Annotated in this window: 26 protein-coding genes and 1 pseudogene; 14 read left to right on the plus strand and 13 right to left on the minus strand. The window is 40.1% G+C overall.

Features of this window, described 5'->3' with window-relative positions; genetic code table 11:
* Nucleotide 1: 1 nt before the first annotated feature.
* The 7 genes from hscA to HUK62_RS08385 form a co-directional block, all read right to left on the minus strand.
* Complete coding sequence (gene hscA, locus HUK62_RS08355; RefSeq protein ID WP_176537608.1) at nucleotides 2-1,861, minus strand: Fe-S protein assembly chaperone HscA; 1,860 nt, start codon at nucleotides 1,859-1,861, stop codon at nucleotides 2-4.
* 37 nt (nucleotides 1,862-1,898) lie between these two features.
* Nucleotides 1,899-2,414, minus strand: a complete 516-nt coding sequence (gene hscB, locus HUK62_RS08360; RefSeq protein ID WP_004697004.1) for a Fe-S protein assembly co-chaperone HscB — start codon at nucleotides 2,412-2,414, stop codon at nucleotides 1,899-1,901.
* Nucleotides 2,415-2,533: 119 nt separating this feature from the next.
* Nucleotides 2,534-2,854, minus strand: coding sequence for an iron-sulfur cluster assembly protein IscA (gene iscA, locus HUK62_RS08365; protein ID WP_004697006.1), 321 nt, complete (start codon nucleotides 2,852-2,854; stop codon nucleotides 2,534-2,536).
* A gap of 36 nt (nucleotides 2,855-2,890) precedes the next feature.
* The gene (gene iscU / locus HUK62_RS08370) at nucleotides 2,891-3,277 is read right to left on the minus strand and encodes a Fe-S cluster assembly scaffold IscU (RefSeq protein WP_004697007.1); all 387 of its coding nucleotides are present in this window, start codon (nucleotides 3,275-3,277) and stop codon (nucleotides 2,891-2,893) included.
* A gap of 104 nt (nucleotides 3,278-3,381) precedes the next feature.
* On the minus strand, nucleotides 3,382-4,599 hold the full coding sequence (locus HUK62_RS08375; protein ID WP_176537609.1) for an IscS subfamily cysteine desulfurase: 1,218 nt from the start codon (nucleotides 4,597-4,599) through the stop codon (nucleotides 3,382-3,384).
* Nucleotide 4,600: 1 nt separating this feature from the next.
* A complete protein-coding gene (locus HUK62_RS08380) occupies nucleotides 4,601-5,074 on the minus strand; it encodes an Rrf2 family transcriptional regulator (RefSeq protein ID WP_176537610.1) in 474 nt (157 codons plus the stop codon).
* Between the two features lie 113 nt (nucleotides 5,075-5,187).
* Nucleotides 5,188-5,835 (minus strand): hypothetical protein, encoded by a 648-nt coding sequence (locus HUK62_RS08385; protein WP_087013627.1) that lies wholly within the window; start codon nucleotides 5,833-5,835, stop codon nucleotides 5,188-5,190.
* Nucleotides 5,836-6,028: 193 nt separating this feature from the next.
* On the opposite strand from HUK62_RS08385, the gene HUK62_RS08390 reads away from it, so the two are divergent.
* From HUK62_RS08390 to HUK62_RS08400, 3 genes are all read left to right on the plus strand, one after another.
* The gene (locus tag HUK62_RS08390; protein ID WP_004984677.1) at nucleotides 6,029-6,496 is read left to right on the plus strand and encodes a phasin family protein; all 468 of its coding nucleotides are present in this window, start codon (nucleotides 6,029-6,031) and stop codon (nucleotides 6,494-6,496) included.
* Between the two features lie 168 nt (nucleotides 6,497-6,664).
* Nucleotides 6,665-6,937 (plus strand): HU family DNA-binding protein, encoded by a 273-nt coding sequence (locus HUK62_RS08395; protein WP_004697018.1) that lies wholly within the window; start codon nucleotides 6,665-6,667, stop codon nucleotides 6,935-6,937.
* Nucleotides 6,938-7,068: 131 nt separating this feature from the next.
* A complete protein-coding gene (locus HUK62_RS08400; protein ID WP_176537611.1) occupies nucleotides 7,069-8,934 on the plus strand; it encodes a SurA N-terminal domain-containing protein in 1,866 nt (621 codons plus the stop codon).
* 88 nt (nucleotides 8,935-9,022) lie between these two features.
* On the opposite strand, the gene HUK62_RS08405 is transcribed toward HUK62_RS08400, so the two are convergent.
* Nucleotides 9,023-9,892, minus strand: coding sequence for a DUF2797 domain-containing protein (locus tag HUK62_RS08405; protein WP_176537612.1), 870 nt, complete (start codon nucleotides 9,890-9,892; stop codon nucleotides 9,023-9,025).
* A 34-nt stretch (nucleotides 9,893-9,926) separates the two neighbouring features.
* Between HUK62_RS08405 and HUK62_RS08410 the strand changes: the two genes are divergently transcribed.
* Both HUK62_RS08410 and HUK62_RS08415 read left to right on the plus strand, forming a co-directional pair.
* Nucleotides 9,927-10,394 (plus strand): DUF6231 family protein, encoded by a 468-nt coding sequence (locus HUK62_RS08410; RefSeq protein ID WP_176537613.1) that lies wholly within the window; start codon nucleotides 9,927-9,929, stop codon nucleotides 10,392-10,394.
* Between the two features lie 107 nt (nucleotides 10,395-10,501).
* On the plus strand, nucleotides 10,502-11,122 hold the full coding sequence (locus HUK62_RS08415) for a YidB family protein (protein ID WP_125281497.1): 621 nt from the start codon (nucleotides 10,502-10,504) through the stop codon (nucleotides 11,120-11,122).
* A gap of 135 nt (nucleotides 11,123-11,257) precedes the next feature.
* Here HUK62_RS08415 and HUK62_RS08420 read toward each other — a convergent pair whose 3' ends face one another.
* The 3 genes from HUK62_RS08420 to HUK62_RS08430 all read right to left on the minus strand — a co-directional run bounded on the left by HUK62_RS08420 (nucleotide 11,258) and on the right by HUK62_RS08430 (nucleotide 13,323).
* Nucleotides 11,258-12,337: a porin gene (locus HUK62_RS08420; RefSeq protein ID WP_176537614.1), complete on the minus strand. Its 1,080-nt coding sequence runs from the start codon at nucleotides 12,335-12,337 to the stop codon at nucleotides 11,258-11,260.
* A 272-nt stretch (nucleotides 12,338-12,609) separates the two neighbouring features.
* The gene (locus HUK62_RS08425) at nucleotides 12,610-13,023 is read right to left on the minus strand and encodes an HIT family protein (protein WP_004697031.1); all 414 of its coding nucleotides are present in this window, start codon (nucleotides 13,021-13,023) and stop codon (nucleotides 12,610-12,612) included.
* 30 nt (nucleotides 13,024-13,053) lie between these two features.
* Nucleotides 13,054-13,323 (minus strand): YARHG domain-containing protein, encoded by a 270-nt coding sequence (locus tag HUK62_RS08430; protein WP_176537615.1) that lies wholly within the window; start codon nucleotides 13,321-13,323, stop codon nucleotides 13,054-13,056.
* A gap of 262 nt (nucleotides 13,324-13,585) precedes the next feature.
* On the opposite strand from HUK62_RS08430, the pseudogene HUK62_RS19025 reads away from it, so the two are divergent.
* A pseudogene (locus HUK62_RS19025) lies at nucleotides 13,586-13,900 on the plus strand (transglutaminase); the annotation flags it as partial.
* Nucleotides 13,901-13,973: 73 nt separating this feature from the next.
* On the opposite strand, the gene HUK62_RS08440 reads toward HUK62_RS19025, so the two are convergent.
* Nucleotides 13,974-14,846 carry an NAD(P)-dependent oxidoreductase gene (locus HUK62_RS08440; protein WP_004984654.1) on the minus strand — a complete coding sequence of 291 codons (873 nt, stop codon included), beginning with the start codon at nucleotides 14,844-14,846 and terminating at the stop codon, nucleotides 13,974-13,976.
* Between the two features lie 15 nt (nucleotides 14,847-14,861).
* Nucleotides 14,862-15,953, minus strand: a complete 1,092-nt coding sequence (locus HUK62_RS08445) for an alpha/beta fold hydrolase (RefSeq protein WP_176537616.1) — start codon at nucleotides 15,951-15,953, stop codon at nucleotides 14,862-14,864.
* Nucleotides 15,954-16,095: 142 nt separating this feature from the next.
* On the opposite strand from HUK62_RS08445, the gene HUK62_RS08450 reads away from it, so the two are divergent.
* The 8 genes from HUK62_RS08450 to HUK62_RS08485 all read left to right on the plus strand — a co-directional run bounded on the left by HUK62_RS08450 (nucleotide 16,096) and on the right by HUK62_RS08485 (nucleotide 22,522).
* A complete protein-coding gene (locus HUK62_RS08450) occupies nucleotides 16,096-17,283 on the plus strand; it encodes an O-succinylhomoserine sulfhydrylase (protein ID WP_176537617.1) in 1,188 nt (395 codons plus the stop codon).
* Nucleotides 17,284-17,311: 28 nt separating this feature from the next.
* The gene (locus HUK62_RS08455) at nucleotides 17,312-17,641 is read left to right on the plus strand and encodes a YbaB/EbfC family nucleoid-associated protein (protein ID WP_004697049.1); all 330 of its coding nucleotides are present in this window, start codon (nucleotides 17,312-17,314) and stop codon (nucleotides 17,639-17,641) included.
* 16 nt (nucleotides 17,642-17,657) lie between these two features.
* Nucleotides 17,658-18,254, plus strand: a complete 597-nt coding sequence (recR, locus tag HUK62_RS08460) for a recombination mediator RecR (protein WP_004697052.1) — start codon at nucleotides 17,658-17,660, stop codon at nucleotides 18,252-18,254.
* Nucleotides 18,255-18,460: 206 nt separating this feature from the next.
* The gene (locus HUK62_RS08465; protein WP_058869670.1) at nucleotides 18,461-19,603 is read left to right on the plus strand and encodes an HRDC domain-containing protein; all 1,143 of its coding nucleotides are present in this window, start codon (nucleotides 18,461-18,463) and stop codon (nucleotides 19,601-19,603) included.
* 129 nt (nucleotides 19,604-19,732) lie between these two features.
* Nucleotides 19,733-20,041 (plus strand): YcgL domain-containing protein, encoded by a 309-nt coding sequence (locus HUK62_RS08470; RefSeq protein WP_004984643.1) that lies wholly within the window; start codon nucleotides 19,733-19,735, stop codon nucleotides 20,039-20,041.
* 22 nt (nucleotides 20,042-20,063) lie between these two features.
* Entirely contained in the window at nucleotides 20,064-20,447 is a 384-nt protein-coding gene (locus HUK62_RS08475) for a hypothetical protein (protein ID WP_004697064.1), read from the plus strand.
* Between the two features lie 22 nt (nucleotides 20,448-20,469).
* Nucleotides 20,470-21,321, plus strand: coding sequence for a MoxR family ATPase (locus HUK62_RS08480; protein WP_004697065.1), 852 nt, complete (start codon nucleotides 20,470-20,472; stop codon nucleotides 21,319-21,321).
* Nucleotides 21,322-21,334: 13 nt separating this feature from the next.
* A complete protein-coding gene (locus HUK62_RS08485) occupies nucleotides 21,335-22,522 on the plus strand; it encodes a VWA domain-containing protein (protein ID WP_058951936.1) in 1,188 nt (395 codons plus the stop codon).
* The last annotated feature ends 22 nt before the right edge of the window (nucleotides 22,523-22,544 follow it).

Here is a 22,544-nt window from a genome sequence, read left to right on the forward strand (position 1 = left end):
ATTAGTTTGAGTTTGACCAGTCGTCGAGTTTTGTGCCTTTCAGCGCTGCATCGATATGCTGATTCATACGTGCTGCTGCAAAAGCATCACTGTGTATTTTAAGCTGTTCAACAGCAGATTCAATTGCTTTGATTTCTGTTGTTTCAAGTGTTGCTTCTAATGAAGTTTTGGCCGCATTTAATGCAACTTGTTGTTCATTCGTGAGCAGGTGAGCATCCACTTTTAGGGCTTGCTCTAAAGCTTCGAGTTCGCGTTTTGCTTCAACTTTGGTTTCTTGTAAGTGACGAAGATTTTTATCTTCTTCAGCAAACTTGTAACCATCAAGCAGTAAGCGTTCCATGTCACTATCAGCCAAACCATATGATGGTTTGATGTCAATTTGTGCATGTACGCCAGAGGTTGTTTCTTTAGCTGAAACCGTCAGTAGGCCATCGGCATCCACTTGGAAGGTCACTTCAATACGCGCTTGACCCGCAGTCATTGGTGGAATGCCACGAAGCACAAAACGACCTAAGCTACGGCAATGCTCAACCAAATCGCGCTCACCTTGAACCACATGAATCAACATCGCTGTTTGGCCATCTTGGTAGGTGGTGAATTCTTGGCGACGTGCGACAGGGATTGCGGTATTACGTGAAATAAGACGCTCAACCAAGCCGCCCATGGTTTCTAGACCGAGAGAAAGCGGAGTTACATCAAGCAGTAATGCGCCATCGGCTGTGTTTCCAATCAACTGATTGGCTGTAATTGATGCACCAATAGCAACAACTTCGTCTGGGTTGATGGTACACAATGGCTCTTGAGCAAATACATCGCGTACAGCGTTTTGTACAGCATAAGAGCGAGTTGAGCCACCGACCAAAACCACGTTTTGAATGTCGTTGAGTTCAAGCTTCGCATCACGGAGGACGCGTTTGCACACACTAATCGTTTTATCTAAAGCAACTTTGATAATGCTTTCAAATATCGCACGATCAAGCGTTAAGCTATGCTCTAGAACTTGTAAATGAACGCTTTCTGCATCGGTTAAAGCTTCTTTAGCTTTACGTGCAGCAACTAAAACGTGTGCATATTCAGTGTCATCGAACTGCTCAATGTTGAGTTCTTTTTTCGCCCATTTTACGATTAAACGGTCAAGGTCATCACCACCTAATGCGGTATGACCACCCGTTGCTAACACTTCAAACACGCCTTGTGAAAAGCGTAAAATTGAAACGTCAAAGGTACCGCCACCCAAGTCATAAATCACATAGTTGTGATCATGCGCAAGATTGGTTTCTTGGTCCAGACCATACGCAACCGCAGCAGCAGTAGGCTCATTTAAAAGACGCAATACGTTTAAACCCGCAAGTTGTGCGGCATCGCGTGTTGCTTGACGCTGAGCCTCATCGAAGTATGCAGGAACAGTAATCACTGCACCATTGACTTCATTTTTTAAGCTTGCTTCAGCACGATCTTTTAGTTGCTTTAAGATTTCAGCGGACACTTCGACAGGGGTTTTGCGGCCCTGAGCAGTTTCAAAAGCAGGCATTTGATTATCTTCACCCACTAAAGTGTAGGGGTGTTGAAACTTAATGTCGGCTTTAGAGCGTCCCATAAAACGTTTGACTGAAACGATGGTATTTTTAGGGTCAGCAGTCAAAAATGGTTTTGCTTCGTCGCCATATTGGGTTTGGCTTACACCATAATGCGCGATCGATGGGAGTAAGACACGACCTTGTTCATCATGCAAAACTTTTGCCTTGCCTGAGAGTACGGTTGCAACTAGAGAGTGAGTTGTACCTAAGTCGATACCAATGGCAATACGGTGTTCATGTGGCGCACTTGATTGTCCTGGTTCTGCAATTTGCAAGAGAGCCATGTGTTACATCCTTTGAGCGTCTAAAATTAAAAATAAGTTAAAATTCATCATCTAAATCAAAGCTATCGTCATCTTCAAAACGATCTTCAGCTTTATCTATGTCATGCATGACTTTTACAAAGAAGCGAAGTTTGCGGACATCATCACGTGCCTCAGCCCAATCTTCCTCTTCAAAATCAATTTTGAATTCGCGGACTAAACCATCAATCCATTGTTGAACGTCTAATTTGAGTGATTGTAATTCATCTGCTGAACGTGCTTCATCAAGTTGTTCACGGATTTCTAAGGCAGACTGGAGAAATTCAAAATCATTGATGGATTGATCAAGATGATAATCTTGTTTTTTTAATCCTAATAAATATCCTGCACGGCTATCAACCTGAGATAAAACTTTAAATGCTTGATTGATCTCACTTGATTTTATGAGGGCTTGATCTTTATCGAGAGCTTTATCTGGGTGATATTGTTGCTGCAACTTTAAAAATTCTGATTTTAAGGTTGCTAAATCAATATCGAGTGCTACTGGGAGGTTAAACAACTCAAAATGATTCATAGGAGAGGGATTCCGCGCTAAATTGGGGGTCATTGCGAAAGCAAAAACACTCTATGTAAATGCAATTAAAACAGTGTGATACACACTGTTTTAATGTTGAAAAGCAAGTTAATGAACTGTTATACGGTGAAAGATTCACCACAGCCACATTCGCCTTTTTTGTTTGGGTTGTTAAACTCAAAGCCTTCGTTTAAACCATTTTTCACGTAGTCCATCTCCATACCATCGAGATAAACCAAGCTTTTTGGGTCTACAAATACTTTCACCCCAAACTGCTCAAAGGTGGTGTCATGTGCATCAATTGAATCGACAAATTCAAGCACATAAGCCAAACCAGAACAGCCTGAAGTTTTCACGCCAACGCGAATACCTTCACCCTTACCGCGATTTTTTAAATAATTGCTGATATGAGTTGCAGCATTTTCAGTTAAGTTGATCATGAAAACTCCCTAATCTTTCTTTAAAATGCGAAGCAATTAAGCTTTAGATTTTTTGCTGCGGTAGTCTTCAACAGCAGCTTTAATAGCATCTTCAGCCAGTACAGAACAGTGTACTTTTACTGGAGGAAGAGCAAGTTCAGTTGCGATATCAATGTTTTTGATCGCTTGAGCTTGATCTAAAGTTTTGCCTTTTAGCCATTCAGTCACTAAAGAACTTGATGCAATAGCAGAACCACAACCATAAGTTTTGAAACGTGCTTCTTCAATCACACCGTTGTCATCTACTTGAATCTGTAAACGCATAACGTCGCCACATGCAGGTGCTCCGACCATACCTGTACCTACGTTTTCAGCATTTTTGTCTAATACACCTACATTACGAGGGTTTTCGTAATGGTCAATTACTTTTTCGCTATAAGCCATGATGCGTCTCCAAACCTCGGGGTCAGCGTTAATATTAAATATGGGGTCAAAACTTGATTTTTCAATGAAGCCATCCAGTATGTGGATGACTTCAAAGGGAAAAATTAGTGTTCAGCCCACTCAACTGTAGAAAGGTCGATACCGTCTTTGTACATGTCCCAAAGTGGAGAAAGTTCACGAAGTTTCTCGACCGCAGAACGCGTCACTGTAAGTACATGGTCAATGTCTGCTTCAGTGGTGTATTTACCAAAACTGAAACGAATTGAGCTGTGCGCAAGTTCGTCAGACAAACCTAGTGCACGTAATACATAAGAAGGTTCTAATGTTGCTGAAGTACAAGCTGAACCCGAAGATACAGCGGCGTCTTTCAGCGACATCATCAACGATTCACCCTCAACGAAGTTGAAACTTACGTTTAAGAAGTTTGCAACGTTTTGTGTTGGGTGGCCGTTTAAGAAAATTTGTTCTAAGTCTTGTAAGCCATTCCAAAGCTTGTCACGAAGTACGCGAATGCGTGCTTGTTCAGAAGCTAAGTTTTTACCTGCAAGTTCAAATGCTTCACCCATACCAACGATTTGGTGTGTTGCAAGTGTACCAGAACGCATACCGCGTTCATGACCACCACCATGCATTTGCGCTTTTAAACGAACACGTGGAGTACGACGTACATAGAGTGCGCCAATACCTTTAGGGCCATAAATTTTATGAGCAGAGAAGCTCATAAGGTCAACTTTCATGGTTGAAAGGTCAATTTCAACTTTACCTGCAGCTTGCGCCGCATCGACATGGAAGAAGATCTTGTGTGCACGAGTAATTTCACCAATTGCCGCAACATCAGTCACAGAACCAATTTCGTTGTTTACCATCATAAGTGAAACAAGAATAGTGTCTGGACGAATAGCTGCTTCAACCATTTCAGGAGTAATTAAGCCCGTGTTTGGAAGTGGCTCAAGGTAAGTGATTTCAAAACCTTCAGACTCAAGCTCACGGCAAGTGTCTAAAATAGCTTTGTGTTCAATTTTACTTGTAATAATGTGCTTGCCTTTAGACGCATAGAATTGTGCTACGCCTTTAAGGGCTAAGTTATCTGATTCAGTTGCACCAGAAGTCCAAACGATTTCGCGTGGATCTGCTTTGATCAAGTTCGCAACTTGTTCACGTGCATATTCTACTTTCTCTTCTGCCTGCCAACCGTAAGCATGAGAGCGAGATGCTGGGTTGCCAAATGTGCCGTCAAATGTCAGACATTCCATCATGCGTTCAGCGACTTGCGGGTCTACAGGAGTTGTTGCTGCATAATCAAGATAAATTGGACGTTTCATGTCAAATACCTGTTACCGATAAAAGGGCTGAATCTGAAGGTGCTGTGTTTTGGCGAATGGCAACTTTTTGAACGTTGTCACGTGCTACAAGGTCAGCAAGAGTGATTTTAGCGAGATAGTCGGCAATGTGATGGGAGAGTTCTTGCCATAAATCGTGAGTTAAGCACATTGCGCCATTTTGGCAGTTGCCTTTATGGTCACAGCGAGTGGCATCAACTGTTTCGTTTACAGCTTCAATAACTGCTAATACTGTGATTTCATCAGCGCGAAGAGCTAAATGGTAACCACCGTTGGCACCACGAATACTAGAAACTAAGCCGTGGCGCTTTAATTTCGCAAATAACTGCTCAAGATAAGCAACAGAGATAGTTTGACGAGCTGCAATTTCTGCAAGCGTGATCGTTTGTTCAGTTGGCTGCAAAGCTAAATCAAGTAGAGCAGTCACTGCGTAGCGTCCGCGAGTTGTTAAGCGCATGATTCGATACACATGATTAGACTAGATGTGCCGATTTTAAGAATCCTGACTAAAATAGTCAAGTTTTTTTAATAGGGATTATACGTATTTAATTTGCTTGAAATATTATGTAGTTATGCAAGCCAAATATTATATACCAATAAGCTAATCAAAAGTATAGAAAACACAAAAAATGTGACATTTATACGTTTTTGACGTTGCTCGATACGGCGAATACGATTTTTGTATTGTTTCACTTCAACCTGTAGAGTGTTGATTTTAGAACGTTGTTCTTCAATTTTCTCTAAAAGAGGTGCAATACGTTTTTTGGATGCAACGACATTTTGTGGATCAGTTGGTTCAGTTAACCAATTTTTCCAATCGGCAAGAACTTTAGGTGCACTAAAATGTAAAATTAAATCTCGGAACTCATCTTTTAAGGTGATGTCACCATCAATACGCATGGTTTTAATACTACGACGGTTTCCAAAGACGAAAATTTTAATTAAATCCATCAATGTGGTGCGTACATCTAGGTCGACCGGTTTTTCAGGTGCTTTGGCATCAAATAAAACACCTTGAGCGGTAAAGGTGATATAGAAGTCAAAATAAGGCAGATAGCTATTTATTTTAATCGCAATATTTTGCTCAACAAACTTTTTACAGTGAAGTGCAACCACGCGGTCGTGTTTTAAAATAAGAGAAAAGATCGTCTCAAGAACAATCATCACCATAGTGAGTAGCATATGTGTTTGATTGTGTTCTTTTTGAGAATCACTCATAAGTAGTAACCTAAATCCTGACCTGAAATGAGCATCCTGCTCGCAAAAACTTCAGACTTAAAAATAAAAATGTAATAAAGATGCTTTGTAGAACAGTTTTACAAATCGATCAAGTCTAATATTTGCTAGTATAGTGCAATCTATAAGATTTTTTGGATGTTTTTGCACATAAATCATGCAGGAGATGGTGCTAATGGAAAAAGCAGATATAGAGTTAGATGATATTTCGCAAGAAGATGAAACACTAAAAAAAACAAAAACTAAGCATCATTTTCACCGTAAAAATAGTTTGGATTTCAGAAAGTATACCAAACAAATCTGGTTAGCCGGTTTGGGTGCTTTTTCACGTGCAGAGGAAGAGGGGAATAAATTATTTGACTCGTTGGTCCAAGTCGGCGAAGAGTTAGAATCTAAAACCACTGAGATTGCTGACCAAACGGTTGAAAAGGTATCTGAAAAAGCGCGTGAATCGGTGACGGATACTAAAGACAAGGTTGAGAAGATTGTAGATCGCGGGGTAAATCACTCCTTAAACCGGATTGGATTGGTCACAGTGAAAGACATTCAGTACTTAGAAAACCTGATTCTTCAACTTAATGATAAAATCGATGTTTTGATTGAAGAAAATAAGAAGTTAAACGAAAAAGTGAATAAAAAGTGATCTGGTTGTGCTTTTGTACCTTTTTCAACGTTTTTTTGTGATTTATTTTCCAAAAAAGCATATACAGAGTATTGCGTTTTCACCTAAAGCATTGCTATAAAGGCGTTACGGTAATTTATACTAAATTTTTGGACCTTAAATAAACGATATTAAGAGGACGCGATCCACATGAATAAATCAGAATTAATTGATGCAATTGCAGAGAAAGGGGGATTGTCTAAGACTGATGCTGGTAAGGCCTTAGACGCTACAATTGCTTCAATCACTGAAGCGCTTAAGTCTGGTGATACAGTTACACTTGTTGGTTTTGGTACTTTCAACGTGAAAGAACGTGCTGCACGTACTGGCCGTAACCCACAAACTGGTGCTACTTTAGAAATTAAAGCAAGCAAAGTACCAAGCTTCAAAGCTGGTAAAGGTTTAAAAGATTCTGTTGCTTAATCTTTTAAATAAATACTAAACGCGCCTTTTCGGCGCGTTTTTTATTAAACATTAGAAAATGTGTCGATAACACATTCATTCATTGCTGCTTTTCAGTTAAAATCTCGGGCAAATAAAATATTGGAATACTTATGGAATCTTTTCGTAAAGTTATTAAGGGTTGGTTGGGCAAAGCTTTGCTCATTTTGTTTTTGACCCCTTTAGCACTTGTAGGTATTGAAGGATATTTTAGTAGCGGATCAAAAGACGCTGTAAAATCAGTCAATGGCCAAGATATTTCTGAAAAGGAATTAGAGACCTTAACCGCTTCCTTTAAAGAACAATTCTTAGCTTATGCTAATGGGGATGAAACTTTACTCAACCAAAGCTTTATTAAAGATAAAGCGATGGACCAACTGATCGCAAATACTTTGTTATTACAACAGGCTGAAAAGCTGGGCATTTCACTCAGTGATACTCAAATTGAACAGATGATTGCTCAACAGCCAAGTTTTCAAGAAAATGGAAAATTTTCAGAAACGCGTTATTCAAGCTATTTGCAGTCTGTGGGTATGAGTAGTGATGCGCTCGTTGCAAACTTACGTCAAGACCATGCATTAAAAATGATGCGTTCGACTTTTGTTGATTATGCATTGGTGAGTAAACTAGATATTCAACAAATTGCTAACTTACAAACAGAACAGCGTACTGTGCAGTTTGCCAATGTAAATCTTGATGAATATAAAAAGAACGTCAAGGTTTCAGCACAAGAGATTGAAAACTATTACAAGCAACACCCAGCTATGTTTAAACAAGTGGCAAGTGTAGATGTTGACTATGTGTTGTTAACACCAGCCAATGTACCTGCTGCTGCTTTACCTGTAACAGAGGCCGAGTTGCAGCAAGCCTATACACAGTTTGTTGAAGCACAAAAAGAGAATATTGCGCCTTTGGTTAAACATATTCTGATTACGACTGATGCACGTACAGATGCTGAAGCGAAAAAACGTGCAGAAGAAGTTGTGGCAAAAATTAAAGCAGGAACAAGCTTTGCAGCAGCTGCGGCTCAATACTCTGAAGATACTGCATCTAAAGCGAATGGTGGTGCTTTAGCAGTTTATAACAAAGGCACTTTTGGTGATGCTTTTGACCAAGCTGTAGCATCACTTAAATCAGGTCAAGTATCAGCGCCTGTAAAAACTGAATTTGGTTACCATGTCATTGAAACTGATGCGCCAGCTGTGAAGTTGCCATCTTTTGAAAATGAAAAAGCACGTTTGACGGCGGAAGTTCAAAAGAATAAAACAGCCAATGCATTCTCTGATACTGTAAACAGTTTAAATGAACTGGTTGTAGACTCAGATGCTTTAGATGTGGTGTCTCAAGAAGTTAAAGGTGTACAAGTTCAAACTGTAAAAGGCATGACCTTATCTACACAGCATCCTGTATTAAGTAATGCTGCGGTAAAAGTGAAACTGTTTAACGATGACGTTAAAAATGGTGATCGTAACGCGACCAGCAGCATTCAACTTCCGAATGGGGATGTGGTTTGGGCAAAAGTACGTGATTATCATGCGGCAGGTGTCCAAACGCTTCAAGAAGCAACACCACGTGTGAAAGCAAAATTGGTTGAACAAAAAGCTTATGATGCTGCTAAAGCCAAAATTGCTCAAAGTTTAAAAGACTTTAAAACTCAACCAGCAGCATCAGTTGTTGCCAAGAGCGGTTTGACCTTTACTCCACCGCAAGTGTTTATTCGTTCACAAGGTTTACCGCGTGCAGTTGAGCGTGCGGCATTTAGCCAAGCGGCACCAAAAGCAGGACAGTGGTCTGTAACAACAGCATTATTGCCAACAGAAATGGTGGTAGTCGCGGTATCAAACGTAAACAAGACGACGTCTAGTGCATTGACGGATGAGCAGTTGGCTGAGCTTTCGAAGTTATATCAACAACTTCGTGGTCAGCAAGAAGCTGAAGATTATGTGCAATACTTAAAAGCACATGCGAAAATTAAATAATCGCATACCATAAAAAAACCTGCATTCGTGCAGGTTTTTTTATGTATAGAGATAGAGATAGTCAAATTCTACTTAAGGGTAAGTAGGTTTAGGCACGGATTCTGAGCTCATAACCTGAATATTTACGAATATTAATCACACCCGTATCTAAAATCAGGTACTGACCTTTAATTCCTTGTAACTTACCGCGAATCACGGGAGTTTTATCCAAATTGTGAGATTTAACTTTTTCTGGGTATTGTTCAACAGGATAAACAAATTCACGTGGCAGTTCGTTTTCTAGCAATTCCACTGTTTCATTAAACTCAAGGTTTTGATTAAATTCCTCACGAATGGCTTGGATTTTAGGTGCAAATTCTTCGATGAGTTGTTCGCGAACTTCAATCAAGTCGAGTGGTTCTGCTTCGCCCTTGAGCAGTTTACGCCAATCAGTTTTGTCTGCCACTTGTGTGCCAAACATAATTTCGAGTTGGCCTGAAAGACGACGCGAACCGACTTTCATAATTGGAAGGGCTTGGGTTGCACCTTGATCGAGCCAACGGGTTGGCATTTGGCTAATCCGTGTAATCCCAACTTTTAGGGCACTTGAGTTGGCTAAATAAACAATATGTGGCTGGAAACAAACTTCATGCGCGAAGCTGTCTTCTCGGCAAGTGCCTAAGTGGTAGTGACAGGTTTCAGGTTTCATGATGCACATGTCACAAGAGGCTTTGGTTTTAAAGCACTTGAAGCAATGGCCTTGTGAAAACGATTTAGATGTTTTAGCACCACATGAAACACAGAAGATTTTACCAGTCCATTCAATCTCGATTTCTTGACCCAAGTTAAATGGAAGGTCAACTTCTGAACGATCTAGGATAAATTTATATTCAACATTTGCCTTGTGTGTATGTTGATCAGTTACACTAAGGTCTTTAAGACCTATATGCATTTTATGGCAAATGCCTTGAAGTTCCATACAGAATTACTCACTCAATATTAAGGATGCGGTTATGGCTGAACTGAACGTCATTACTTCTATGCTAGACGATTTATCTCAAGAACAGCCTATTTCAACTGCATTGTGTATTGGGCAGGATCTCAGCCCAAATCATCATCAATCTATTCAATGGCAATATTTTAGCGTATCTGACTTTTTAAGTCTGCCTTTTACCCAGCGCTATGATTTAGGTTTTGTGCTTTTTGACACGGCAGAAATCCAAAATATAAGCTCACAACAAAAATCACAACTATTGGTGCGTTTAAGAGATTTGATGGCAAAGCGTATTGTGGTGGTGAGTCAATTGCAGGATGAACAACTACTTCGTGCTTTAGGTTTTACTCAACTAATCGATAAAACGACGCATGGTAAAGACTTTGCTTTATGGCAATTTAATATTTTGACTTATAAGCATGTGCCTGACTGGTTCAATTCAAAATTTTGGGCGAATCCTGAAAACTGGAATAAATTCCGTTGGTGATTCGACTACGACTGTATTTTTTCATTCATAGCAAAAATTAACAATTTATCTCTATAGGGTTTTTTTAAACACCGTATGCTGTTTAAAAACCTAGAAAGGATAAAGTGATGACGAACCTTAATAATATTATAGAAATTTTGGCAAAGCAGGCCATGGGCGGTCAGCAACAGTCAAATCAGCAAAGTGGTTTGGGTGGGATTTTGGGTTCGGTGCTTGGACAACTCGGAGCGGGTGGTACGAGCCAAACACAACAGGGTGGTCTGGGTGATATTTTAGGCTCGGTGTTGGGTGGTTTGACTGGTGGGCAGTCGCAGCAGGCGCCAAACTCGCAGAATTCAGGATTCGCAGGCGGTGGAAAAAGTTTATTGATTGCGGTATTGCCTTTGATTTTGGCATGGATTCAACAGCAAGGTGGTTTGCAGGCAGCTTTAGATAAACTCAAAGGGCAAGGTTTAAGCAGTCAGGTTGAGGACTGGGTTTCTACAGGACCTGGAGAAAACGCCAGTGTAAATCCAGAGCAAGTTCAAAACTTGTTTGATGATGCCGCGGTGGAGCAAGTTGCAGAGCAAACTCAAGCGCCGAAGCAAGATATTTATAGTGCGATTTCTACAGTCTTACCACAAATTATTGACTCATTGACACCGCAGGGTGAGCAAACCAGTAAACAAGAAGCCAATGCTGATATTCAACAGGTGATGAATTTAGTATCTGGCTTTTTAAAGCGTTAATGTTAAAAAATCATCTTTGTAAAACTTACCTAGATAAACAAAGCCAGCAAATTTGCTGGCTTTTATTTGCCTATAAGTTGTTGCAATAAAAAACACGCCGAAGCGTGTTTTTTTGTTTTTTAAGTTTGGTTAGACTTAGAAGTCGTAACGGAAACCTAAAGAAAGTGCTGTAGAGTTTTCGTCTTTAGCACCTTTTACAGAGTTACCAAAGCTACGACCTTCTTTCCAAGGAGTAAGGTCTGCATTTTTATCATTTAACATGGTTGCAAGGTTTGCATATACACGTACTGCCTTGTCTAAACGATGTTCAACACCAACCGCTAAAAGGGTAGAGTTTGCATCATCGGTGTCAACGTCACGGTGGAATACCTGACCGCGTACATAAGTTTTCGGTGCCACTTTATAGTCTGCTGCTACGCCAAATACTTGTGCATCAGCATATTTTGCTGCAGTACCTTCTAAATCATGTGTAAGGTATTGGTATAAGCCACCGAAGTTTAATTCAGGTGTAATTTTATATGCTGCCGCAACACGGAAACCATCACGTTCGCCTGCGCCAATTGCAGAGTTTTCTTCGTAACGTTCATAAGCAGCAGCAAAGCCAACCGGACCTTCGTTATAAGTTAAAGCTAGATCGTAAGCTTTATTATCGTCCTGACCTTCACCAGTAGTTGCATCTTTTGGAATTGAAGTTTTTGGATGTAATGATAAAGCTGCAAGTACGTTAAAGCCACCACCGAATTTAGGAGATTTATATTCAACGGTATTTTCGTTTCGTTCATCAAACTTCATATCAGCACGGGTGACGTTACGAATGTCACCAACCATGTTACCAAAAAAGTTCACTGGACCACGAGCCACTTTAAATGGGCTGTCAAAGCGACCTGCACGTACTTGACCAAAGTCACCTTTTAAACCTACAAAGGTATCACGAGTAGAAAAATCAACGCTTTTGTCATCTTGGTCGCCGCTAGCAAAGTTAATTTCTTGCTCGATTTGACCAAAAACAGTCATGCCGTTTTCAAGTTCTTGTTCAGCTTTGAAGCCTAAACGTGATCTGTTTGAAGAAAGACCAACTTCGTTATAGTCAGCGCCATCATCCAGATAGTCTAAAGAAACATGCGCACGGCCATAAATTTTTACGTCAGCAGCCATCGCTAAAGCTGGTGTAAGTAAAGTTGCCCCAACTGCTAATGCGCAAAGTGTTTTTTTCATGTGTAGCTCCAAGAAAGACTTTTTGTTGATTCGTCTATAAAAGGTTATTCAGTCGTCTTTTTATTCATCAGACTTCTGTCTCTTGGCGCTCATTATTGATTACAAATAAGTCATTAATATTAAGGGAATATTACAAAAATATTAAACAACTCAATGTCAAATGCATTTCCACGATAAATTGTTAAGGTGGATTTTGGAGACTTATATTATTGATCTTATTTATTTTTAGACCTAAAAAAAGGAGCCGAAGCTCCTTGATTTGATAGATGGAATTACAAAGCAGCACGAATTTTTTCTGCTTGTGCTTTGATTTTTTCTTGATCACCCATTTGTAACGCATGCTTACCTAGCTCATGTACCGAACTCGGAATGAGGTGGAAATGTACATGGGGAACGGTTTGCCCAGCAGCAGCTCCAGACAGTTGCATGAGGACAATGCCTTGGGCATCCAAACCGACTTCAATGGCTTTTGCTACTTTTTGTACCACTTGAATGGTGTAGGCAGCAGCATCGGCAGGGAGGTCGAGTAAAGTCACCGCAGGTGTCTTGGGTATGACTAAAGTATGACCGTCTGCTTGAGGCATAATATCCATGAATGCAAGAACTTGGTCATCTTCATATACTTTAATGGCTGGAAGTTCACCACGTAAAATTCGTGCAAAAATGTTTTGCTCATCGTAAGCCATGTCTATTCCTTAAGTTTCGCTTAAACTGATTTACTTACAGTTTAATTCTTTTTGACGTTCTTTAAGGGCGTCAAGACGTTGTTGCTCTTTTTCAGAGAATTTCGGTTTAGTGGTGTAGCAATTATCATTGCCAAATTTTGCTTTCGCTTCAGGGTCCTTAAAACAGAAACCTTTAGATGCATAAATGACATCATGATCATCTTTTAATTTTTGACACTCTTGCTCAGGTGATGCCGCAAAACTTTGCGCCCCGATGAATGTTGCAAGACTGGCAAAAACCGCTACAGTCAACTTTTTCATGAGAATTTCCTCAGTTTGTAACATTGTATGTAGTCACGCTATTACTTTATAGGGGTTTGTTCTGTTTATTCAATGGTGAGTTCTTACTCAATTGTAATTTTACTTCATAATTTCTGCATATAATACATAAAATTTATATATATCAAGAGCTTTTAAAATACCAGATACAACTGGATATTCATGTTTTTTATGTAATTTAGCCTATTTCTACAACTTTTTTAGGCTCTAACACTTTTAAATTTCATTGAGAGGGTCACAGTGGGGTGTAATTATTGATCGACTTTATCTAGAAAAATTACAAAGTATAAATAAGCATCAAACAACAACCTTTTGTGGTTTTGGGGTATTTACCGAGAATTTTGAAAATCCACCTATTGATTGGAATTTGAATGATACTTTTATCCAAGACAAGGGGATTAACCAAGATTTTGGTTTATTTGATAGCCCAGATGATTTTTATAATCTACATCAACAAGAGCTCAGTCCGATACAGCGTATAATTTTTAAATATGTAGTTAGACATTTAATGAATCAAAACGTCAATAAAATTAGAAATAAACAAAAAGCCTCTTTATGAGGCTTCTTGTTAGCGTTCATAGAAATAACTTAACTTATGATTAAAGTTAAAGTACGACTTATTGTGATAAACATTACTCTAAAGTAATTTTGCTCCATGACTCATATAGTTTAACTGCGGAAGAAAAATCGCTGTCTGCTTCAGATAAATCACTGGCACTTTGAATTAAACTTTGAGCCAGTCCAATCACAGGTGCGGATAGTTTGGCTTCGCGGACTAAATCAACGGCAATGCCTGTATCTTTTGCTAATAGAGGGAGTGCAAAAGTAAGCGGGAAGCTGCGGTTGAGAATGCGCTGTGGTAAAACAGTTTCAGTTACGCCGCTTTTACCACTAGACGCATTAATGCAATCTAATGCTTCGTTTAAGTTTACACCATGGGCTTTTAGGGTGGTAAACCCTTCGGCCACAGCACAGAGGTTCACAGCCAAAAGCATATTGTTTACGGCTTTAACTGCAAAACCAGCACCTGATTCTCCTACATGTTTAATCAGTTTACCAAATGCTTGAATAGCTGGTAGTGCGCGTTCAAAAGCTGCGGCATCACCACCGATCATAACCGTAAGGGTTGCATTATCAGCACCAATAGTTTGACCGCTCACAGGTGCATCTAAAAAGTCCACACCATGTTGTTTAAGCTGTTCAGCTACTTTTTTTGCAGAAGAGGGTACACCGCTGGTGCAATCGACCCAAATACTGCCTGCTTTAAGCTCAACTTGTGCAAGTAAGTCTTCAATATCTTGACTGGTTGGAAGGCAAGAGAAGACTACATCGGCCTGAACGGCTTGCGCAAGTTCCACCGCCTGTGTGCCATAGGCTTCTGCATGTTGTTTTGCTTTATCAAAATTACGATTCCATACCCACACGTGTTCAAAGTGTTTAGGTAAGTGTGATGCCATGCGATAACCCATGGCGCCTAGACCGATAAATGCAACTGACTGAATCATGTCAAACCTTAGTATTTAAATTTTACTTGAACGTTCACTTAACCACTGAGCCAGTTGTGGCCAAAATTCATCGGCACTACGCTTACTCGACATCAGTCCTAAATGTCCCCCTGGGATAAGAGTAAACGTGACATCGGTGCTACTTGTCAATTGGGTTAATGGTTGAGCTGCCTCTGCTGTAACAAGTTGGTCTGTTGTGCCCGCAGCCACAAGCAATGAGCACCGTATATTTTTTAAAGCTATGCTTTTCTCATTTAATGTGATTAGTCCAGTTTTGAGTGGATTACGCAGCCAAACATTAAAAAGCATGTCTTGGTTGATGCCGCCAGGATAATCAATCATACGATTGAGAAAACCGCCAATGGTGGCATGTTCATACAAAGCTTCATGATCATCTAAATTAAGCAGTAGGTTTTTATGACTTTGAAACCAACCGATAGGATCAATGATTTTAAAACCAAAAGTATTTAATCTCCCAGTGGTATGAAGCAGACGCTTCGGTATTTTGCCCTGATAAATTTGTTGTTGTAATGCTTTGCTTTTTGAAATGATTCGATTGAGATATGCAAAGAACTGACCATTTCGCCCAGATTTATAACTGTCAATTGGACTCCCCAAAACCATTAAATTTTTCACAAAATTGGGTTGATGTAAGGCGGTATACAAGGTCACGAAAATGCCAGCCATACTCCAGCCATGCAGGGAAATTTGCTCACTATCACTATGTTTTAAAATGCTTTGTATACAGAATGGAATATAATGATCAATAAAGGTCAGAAAGTTAAAATGACGGTTATGAATATTTAATTCCCCCCAATCAATCACATATACGGCAAAGCCTTGCTGTTGGAAGTACTTCACCAGTGAGCGATAAGGATAAAGGTCGTAAATAGACATATTGATGGCTAGCGGGACCACAAAAACTAAGGGTTCTTTATACTTACGCACTTCAGGTGTGTAATAGCGAATTTGGGTCAGATCAAATGTTTCAATCACTTCATAAGGTGTGCTTTGTGACAAAATGAGTGACTTTCCATTAAAAATGCGCGTAGAAAGATTCTTTAATTTATTTTGATGCGTTGAAATTTTAGTTTTTAAAGAGTGCATATAGGTCTTAGATCTCAAATAAGCAGAAAGTTTGATCGAAGTCTAATCAATATTCGCGTATTTTACCTTGACCTTAAATAGCCTAGACGCTCAAAATGTTGGCAATTCTTTACAAAGGCAGTCTGTCGACTGAACTAGAGCCATGAGCCAACAAGACGAATTTGAATACCAAATAGATACCTTAGCCATTCGTACTGGGCATACGCGTAGTTTCGAGGGAGAACATGGCGAACCTATCTTTCTAACTTCATCATTTGTCTATGAAAATGCAGCAGAGGCCGCAGCAAAATTTTCAGGTCAAGAGCCAGGGAACATCTACTCGCGTTTTACCAACCCAACTGTTGCAATGTTTGAAAAACGCCTTGCAGCTTTAGAAGGTGCAGAACGTGCAGTGGCAACCAGTTCAGGTATGGCCGCAATTATGGCTGTGGCAATGTCATTTTTAAAACTGGGCGATCATGTGATTTGTTCACGTGCGGTATTTGGTTCGACCGTATCTTTGTTTGAAAAATATGTGGCTAAGTTTGGTGTAACTGTCGACTTTGTCGATTTAACAGATTTAGATGCATGGAAAAATGCCGTTAAGCCTGAAACTAAATTGCTCTTTGTTGAGTCTCCGTCGAATCCTTTGGCTGAAGTGGCAGACGTTCAAGCACTTGCTGATATCGCACATGCCAATGGCGCACTTTTAGCAATTGATAATAGTTTCTGTACACCAGTATTACAGCGCCCAATTGAGTTTGGTGCGGACTTGGTGATTTATTCAGCGACGAAGTATTTGGATGGTCAAGGTCGTGCTCTTGGTGGTGCAGTAGTGGGTAGTCATAAACTACTCGAAGAAGTGTTTGGTTATGTACGTACCACAGGGCCTTCAATGAGTCCTTTCAATGCATGGGTATTCTTAAAAGGCTTAGAGACTTTACGTTTACGTATGCGCGAGCACTCAGCAAGTGCGCAAAAGCTGGCGGAATTCTTAAATACACACCCGAAAGTCGAAAAAGTGTATTACGCGGGTTTACCAGATCATATTGGGCATGAGCTTGCAGCGAAGCAACAAACAGGCTTTGGTGGGATCGTTTCTTTTGAAGTGAAAGGCGAGCGCGAAGGGGCATGGACTGTTATTGACAATACTCAGTTTATTTCAATTACAGGTAACTTGGGCGATGCGAAATCGACCATTACCCATCCTGCAACGACTACCCATGGCAAACTTTCACCAGAAGCGAAACAAGCCGCAGGAATTCGTGAAGGTTTAATTCGTGTTTCTGTTGGTTTGGAAGATATTGATGATATTATTCGCGATATAACACGTGGTTTAGACTTAATCTAATTTTTTAATTTTATGTTCGGAGATTTTAATGAACATTAATATGTTAATGCAACAAGCTCAACGCATGCAAAAAGACATGGAAAGCAACATTAAAAAAGCTAAAGAAGAGCTTGCGCAAACTGAAGTGCATGCTGAAGCTGGTGGTGGTTTGGTTAAAGTAACGATGACTTGCCGTAATGTGGTAAAACGTATCGAAATCAATCCTGAATTATTGCAAGATGATGCAGATATGATTGAAGACTTAATTGCTGCGGCAATGAATGATGCTGCACGTCAAGCCGAAGTAATCACTGAAGAGCGTATGAAAGCTGCGAACTCAGGTGCAGGCTTACCACCAGGTCTTGCTGGTTTATTCTAATTAAGGAATACGTATAGTGTTTAGCGATCGTTTTGATCAATTGGTACAAGCTTTACGTATTTTGCCAAGTGTTGGGCCGAAATCGGCTCAGCGCATGGCGCTTCATCTGATTATGAAAAATCGTGAAGGGGCTGTGGGTCTTGCACATGCTTTGAACGAAGCCACCAGCTATATTCACGAATGCAGTTTGTGTCACTCACTGACCGAAAACGAAGTTTGTGACATTTGCGTCTCGCATGAACGTGACGATCAACTTCTTTGTGTGGTTGAGTCACCCGCAGATGTGATGGCGATTGAGCAAAGTGGCAGTTTCCGCGGTAAATACCATGTATTAGGTGGGCATTTATCTCCACTTGATGGTATTGGGCCTGAAGAGATCGGCATTCCTTATCTAATCCAGCGTTTAGGCGATGGTAAAGTAACAGAAGTGATTTTGGCGACCAATGCAACGGTAGAAGGTCAGGCCACAGCGCACTATTTGGTCGAGGCAACGAAACATTTACCGATCCAAATGACGCGCATTGCACAAGGCGTACCACAGGGTGGTGAACTTGAATATGTCGATAGTCATACCTTAAGCCAAGCTGTACATAATAGAATGCGAATGAAATAAGTATTTCGATACTTGTTTCATTTTTTAGTTGAGCTACAAGATTGAAATCTTGAGTAAGATAAAAAAAATATTAATTTGAATCTAGTTGTATAAAAAAATCACAAAAAACGGCAAATAATTAAAAAACCCTTAGAAATCTTGATAGCTAAATAATCTTATTCAGGTAAGATAGCCCAAAGAGCATCTAGCATTAGACGCAGTAGGATATGTTTCAGTTTATTCAGCAGCAACAAGACTTAACACCAGTCTTGGAAAAAATGGATCGTAACGAAGTCTATGGACTCGATACAGAATTCATCAAAGTCGATACCTTATGGCCGAAGTTAGGCGTATTTCAAATCAATGTCGAAAACAATGTCTATTTACTCGATGGTACGACACTCGATTTATCTGAATTTTGGAATAAACTTTTTCGTGCACAGCAAAATGTCTTTCATGCCTGTAGCGAAGATATCGACCTGATTTATCACTATGCACAGCATAAAACCTTAAACAATGTATTTGATACCCAAGTGGGCATGTCTTTTTTAGGACATGGTCTACAAGTCAGCTATCAAAATGCACTGAAACAAATGTTGGATGTCGATATCGACAAAGGGGAAACGCGTTCAAACTGGTTGGCACGTCCATTAAGCCCTGCACAATTGAGCTATGCGGCAAACGATGTGCTGTACTTAATGAATCTCTCAGAAAAAGTTAAACAAGAACTAGATTCAAAGTCACTTTTACATTTTGCACTTGAAGACTGTCAGCATCTGACGCAAGAAATCGCGACAGAAACGCCTTTGCATTTACTCTATCAAGATATTGGTAACTATCGACATTCACGTCGTCAGTTAATGCAGTTACAGCAGTTGGCTGTATGGCGTGAACAGATGGTGAAAGCGCTTAATACACCACGTAGTTTCATTTTGAAAAACTCAAGCATGATTGATTTGGTTGAGAAAAATCCAAAAAATGCTTTTCAGTTATCGGGTGTAAAAGACATACGTCAAAACGTTGTCCGCGAGCATGGCAAAACCATTTTAGATTTGGTGAAGTTCTTGCCTGAGCAAGCGGATTGGCCGCTACGCATGGCACGTCCGATCCGTCATTCTTCAAAAGATGTGGGAGAGAAGATTGATCACTTAATTCAAAATGTGGTCAATGAAACCAGCATTCCTAAAGAAGTGTTGATGCGCAAAAAGTGGATGAACGCACTGCATCAACATGTGGTTTTTCATAATGATGAGCAAGACTTGCCTGATTATTTATTAGGTTGGCGCTATGATTTGCTAACCCAACCTTTAATTCAACTCCTACGCCGTGATGAAAGCTATCTTTCAACGCAAATGAAAGTCATGGATTAATAATTAGTCAATTGGTCTGAAGTTTGAATATTTATACAAAATCACGACTGATGCGTTAATCATGACTAATGTCAGCTGCTTTTATTTGATGTATCCTGTGGCTTGAGTTATTTGAGTGCTGTTTTAGATATGCAATGTTCTATTTATAAATCAAGCAAAAAAGATGAAATGTATCTTTATATTGCTTGTCCAACTGAAGCTGATCAAGCCGCTGAAGATTTTAGCCCATTGAATGTTTTACCTGAAGCTGTTCGTGTTGCATTTGGTCGAGCGACTTTTGTGATGTCATTAGAGCTGAGTGAAGCGCGTAAATTGGCCCGTGTAAATGTATTGCATGTCATGGATTCGATTCAAACTCAAGGCTTCTTCCTACAAATGCCGCCAGAAGGATTAATCAATCCGAATGCTGCGGCACCAGAAGGCCTTCGTGGCGCATAAAGCATAATTCAGGAGTTGCACCGTGGATAGTTTTCTTTCAATGCTCGATTCAATTCCTGAAGACAGTATTGCTGTCACAGTTTACCTTTTGGGCAGTTTGCTAATTTTGTGGTGTTGGTATTCCATTGCTACACGCCTGCCGAAGCTGTTGGGTGGCATCACATGGATGATGATCTTTGCCATTTTATTGACGCCAACGGTTTCCGAAGGTCCAAACTCATCGATTGCACCGGCTATTTTTGGCTTGCTTTTCGGTGTGTTAACGAAAGAATCAGCACTCATTTGGTCAAATTTGTCACTGATTCTCTTTGTCATGGGTGTGGGGCTTGTGATCGGTTTCTTTTGGTCAAAATATGTGGCTAATAAAACCAAAGCAGTTGTCAGTAACAATCATTCACCGCTGTAATTAATAAAAATAAGGTTTAATCATGTCTGTTGAAACACAACAATTTACGGGTACAGATCAGTACATCGCTACCGATAGTTTAAAACTTGCTGTAAAAGCTGCACGTAGCTTACAAAAGCCTTTGTTGGTCAAAGGTGAGCCGGGTACGGGCAAAACTTTACTGGCTGAACAAGTGGCTGAGAGCTTAGGCTTAAAATTATTGACTTGGCACATCAAGTCAACCACAAAAGCCCAGCAAGGTTTATATGAGTATGATGCGGTTTCACGTCTACGTGACAGCCAACTGGGTGACGACCGTGTTTATGACATTAAAAACTATATTAAACCGGGTAAATTGTGGGAAGCATTCACCAGTGAAGAACGTTGTGTTTTATTGATTGATGAAATTGATAAGGCGGACATTGAGTTTCCAAACGACTTGTTGCATGAATTGGATAAGATGTCTTTTTATGTCTATGAGACGGGCGAAACCATTACTGCATCACAACGTCCTATTGTGATTATTACTTCAAATAATGAAAAAGAACTTCCAGATGCATTCTTGCGTCGTTGTTTCTTTCACTATATTGAATTTCCAGATGATGCAACCATGCGTGAAATTATTGATGTTCATTTTCCGCAAATTTCAACGGCATTGGTCAATGAAGCATTACAAGTTTTCTTCAAATTACGTCAAGTTCCGGGTCTAAAAAAACCACCATCAACCTCTGAGTTGATTGACTGGTTAAGCTTGCTGATGGCCGATGATATGCCAGAAGATGTACTGCGTAATCATGATAAGTCTAAAGCCATTCCACCTTTATATGGCGCACTCATTAAAAACGAACAAGATGTACAGTTGCTTGAACGTTTAGCCTTCATGTCCCGTCGCTAAAGGAGAAACACGCATGTTTGTGCGCTTGTTTTATACCTTACGCAAATACGGTGTTCCCGTCTCGACGCGTGAACTGATCGATCTGAATGAAGCTGTTGCTTCAGGTTTGGTCTTTGCCGATCAAGACGAGTTCTATCAACTCGCCAAAACGATTATGGTGAAAGATGAACGCTTCTTTGACAAATTTGACCGAGGGATGAAAGACTATTTTGATGGGATTTCAACTTTTGATTTAGATGATTTACTGAATAAAGTTCAAAAGTTACCGAAAGACTGGTTCGATTTAGAACTCTTAGAAAAGCATCTAACTCCTGAGCAGCGTGAAGAATTAAAGAAAGCCGGCTCATTAGAAGAACTCATGAAAATGCTGGAAGAACGCTTACGCGAACAGCATAAGAAACATCAGGGTGGAAACAAGATGATCGGCACTGGAGGAACGTCTCCATTTGGTGCTTATGGTGATCATCCTGAAGGGGTGCGTATTGGTGGGCCGGGACGTAAGCGTTCTGCTGTAAAAGTTTGGGAACAACGTAAATATCAGAATTTGGATGATGATCAGATTCTCGGAACGCGTCAGATGCAAATGGCATTGCGTCGTTTGCGTAAGTTTGCCAGACAAGGTGCGGCTGAAGAGTTAGACATCGACGGTACAATTCGTGAAACCGCGAAGCAAGGCATACTCGATGTGCAGCTCGTGCCTGAACGTCGTAATCGCATTAAGGTGCTGATGTTGTTTGATGTGGGTGGATCGATGGATTCACACATTGCACAATGCGAAAAACTTTTTAGTGCGGCGAAAACTGAGTTTAAAACCTTAGAGTATTTCTATTTCCATAACTGTTTATATGACTATGTTTGGAAGGACAATGTACGTCGCTCAAGCACCCGTATGAATACGTGGGATTTATTCAATACCTATGGACGCGACTATCGTGTAATTGTGGTTGGGGATGCTTCTATGGCACCTTATGAACTCAATTCTGTGGGTGGTTCGGTTGAATATATGAATGATGAAGCAGGCAATGTCTGGCTGCAGCGTTTACGCAATCATTTTGAAAAAACAGCATGGTTGAACCCAGAAGAAGATCGTTATTGGCATTACACCCATACGATTGGTTTAATTAAGCAAATTTTTGAAGACCATATGTACCCAATGACTCTCAAAGGCGTTGAGGATATGACCAAGTATTTAGCACGATAACGCTGGAAATAAAGCACATTTG

This window comes from Acinetobacter sp. NEB 394, assembly GCF_013374795.1.
Lineage (GTDB): Bacteria > Pseudomonadota > Gammaproteobacteria > Pseudomonadales > Moraxellaceae > Acinetobacter > Acinetobacter johnsonii.